Source organism: Fulvivirga sp. (assembly GCF_040220315.1).
Classification (GTDB): domain Bacteria; phylum Bacteroidota; class Bacteroidia; order Cytophagales; family Cyclobacteriaceae; genus Fulvivirga.
The window spans coordinates 1-2,909 of record NZ_JAVJUY010000247.1; the positions used below are offsets into that span (position 1 = coordinate 1).

Genomic DNA, 2,909 nt, shown 5'->3' on the forward strand with positions numbered 1-2,909 from the left:
CTACGATACCTTCGGTCTTGTCAAAACCTACTGCTTCTGAGCTTAAAGTGGTTGGGAAAACATAACCTAACACAGGTGCTCCATCGAGCTGCCCAACGGCTGTAGGTTTTAGTTTACCGGCCATACCTTCTACATTAATACTCCAGACCAATTGTTGCAGCTGTGAATCAAACACTACATCGGCTTTTGTAATTTTAAGATCTTTCGAATCCTTGAAACGAGGATCTTCATTGGTTGTCTGAGCACATGCCTGAGCCACTAGCCCCACTAACATTATGCTTGCAAATACATTTTTCATTTTAATTTCTATTTTAGTTAGGATTACTAATTATTAATACGACAAATATATAATTAGGTTTCCTAACTTTATAAAGTATCTTAATTATTTTTTGAAAATCAGCTTTAATAGACAGTTAATGCTGTTTTTAATCGTGCCTTAATTCTTCTGGGAATATGGAATTTAAGCTCTGTGGTTAAGTTGCGTTATGATAAGCACTTTGTATTGTATATATGTTTATCAACAAATGTGCAATTTAATGGGAAGGAGGTGATAGGTCAGCAGGTGTGATTGTGAATGGCCTACTAATCATAGGCCAAAACCTTCAATCTTCGTAGTAGTTACTGAAACGCTTTACAAGCAGCTTACTCAAAGTTAAAAATGAAAGCAGACGTTAGAGCTGCATTAAAAGTTCCCATTAGTTTGAACAGTTCTATCGATGTATTTCCCTGGCCCGATTGTTTGTTTATACCTCAGATCTTTACTTTTAAAAAGTATTTTTCTAATCCTTAAAACCAAAATTTTAATTCAATTAAGGCTGCAAATAAATTGTTACGCAGGTACCTTTACCTGGTGAGCTGTCAATTGCAATTGTACCATCCAGAATCTGTAGCTGAGCTTTAACAAAGTATAATCCGAGCCCTTTCCCATCATAATTAGTGTTGAACCGTTGAAATGGTTGGTACAGTTTATCGTGCACTTGCTTAAGATCAAAACCAATGCCATTATCAGTAAGCTGTATCTGGATATAGTCCTCAGGTTTCGAAACGATTATGTTCAGATTTAATGGTTTGGTTGATCTAAATTTAATGGCATTTGAGTAGAGTTGACTGAGAATATTATAAAGGTAGATTCTGTTTGAATTCACCTCGCTTATCCTCAATTCTTTTTTTATAGTAGCTTTTGAAACACGGAGTTCCTCTTTAAATTCCTCCTCAATATCAAGCAACAGTTGATCGATATTAATTGTCTCCAGTGTCGTATTTTCTTTTTCTTGAAAGTTCAATATCTCACTCAAATCTTTAACAATAACATCCAAATCCTCAATCTCTTTCCAGATCATTTTCTTAAGATTGTTAGTCGCATGATCAACATTTTTATTTTTTTCGAATAAATCTGATAATCCTAACAACCTGGCAACAGGGGCCCTAAGGTTATGAGCGGTTACATAACTAAACTGTTCTAATTGTAGATATCGTTGTTCAAGCTCTAGGGCTTTATCCACTACTTCCTGAGTCCTTTTAGTGACCTCATTTTCAAGAATTTCATTTTGCTGCGAGATCCTTTTTCTTGACTCCTCCAGCATCAAATTTTGTTCAGCAAGTTTATCCCTTTGCGCAGCCAGTTCTTCACCTTGCAAACTTAACTCTTCATTCTGAGCAATAATTTCGTTGGTTCTTTCTGTTACGAGCATTTCCAATACCTTTTTTCGTTTTCTCAACCAATTAATTCTCAAATTATGGATTAAAATTCCACTTAGAACAACTAATAAAATCATGAATCCACGAAACCAATTTTGTTGCCACCAAGGCGCCAAAATTTTAAATTTATAGCTAACAGGATCACTCCATTGCATGGATTCACCCATAGCACTCAGCTGAAACTCAAATTCTCCAGGAGGTAGGTTTCGATAATCAGCCTTTTGTTCGGAAATAGGATTTCCCCAATCTTCTTCCAAACCAAGAAGGCGATAGCTGTAAACAATACGATCCGGTGCTGACCAATCGGTTGCTGAAAATTTAAATGTAAAATGGTTTTTTAAGTGCGAGGATTCGAGTCCAAAAGGATAGTCAGTAAAATTGGCCAAGCTATCAAAGGTAATATTTGCATCTTCTCCCCATTCATTAATAGATTTTTCATTGATTTGAAGTGTAGTAAGTCGAACCTTTGGTTTAACACTTGGTAGTTGAAATTTAGCTAAATCCATCATTTCCAGACCTTTACCTGTACCCCACCATAATCGACTTTTACTATCCAGACATACACTCCCGAAGTTGAAATCGAGACCTCTTAGTCCATTGGATTTATTATATGTATAAACTTGGTATTTTTTAGAATCTGATGACGGAATTTCTGCTATTAATGATAACCCTTGTTCAGTCCCCAACCAAATTCTTCCGAAAAGATCCTCCTTAATCGACAATATAGAATTATTTGTTAACCCAGATTTTTCGCTAATTGAAATAATTTCATTCCCTTTAATAATGGATAACCCATTTTCAGTTCCTACCCAAATTACATTGTTTTTATCTGTATATACACAGTAAGTACGATTGTTAATGAGTCCTTCTCTTTCTGTAATTAAAAGAATGGAATCATTTTGAATCTTGGCAATTCCAGCATTTTGAGTACTCAACCAAATCGCTCCATCGGAGTCCTCAACTATTGATTTTATATTGTTACTCCCTAGACCATTTGTGATATTGTAATTAACCAACTGCACTTCATTATAGTGATACAATCCATTATCTGATGTGGCTATCCAAAGATCGCCCTTCTTGTCTCGAAGAATTGACTGAATATGATCATCTTTTAGCAATTTGTTTTGTGGAAATTCTTTAACTGAATGGCCATCAAATTGAAATAGACCTGAAGTTGTACCAATCCACATGCCTTCCTCCCCATTTGCCAG

The 2,909-nt window shown here is 35.5% G+C and carries 1 protein-coding gene and 1 pseudogene; both read right to left on the bottom strand.

What is annotated here, in order from left to right; genetic code table 11:
• Positions 1 to 298, bottom strand: a pseudogene (locus RLO81_RS11910) (hypothetical protein); the annotation flags it as partial.
• 511 nt (positions 299 to 809) lie between these two features.
• A partial coding sequence (locus RLO81_RS11915) for a sensor histidine kinase (RefSeq protein WP_350111772.1) occupies positions 810 to 2,909 on the bottom strand: 2,100 nt, incomplete at its 5' end.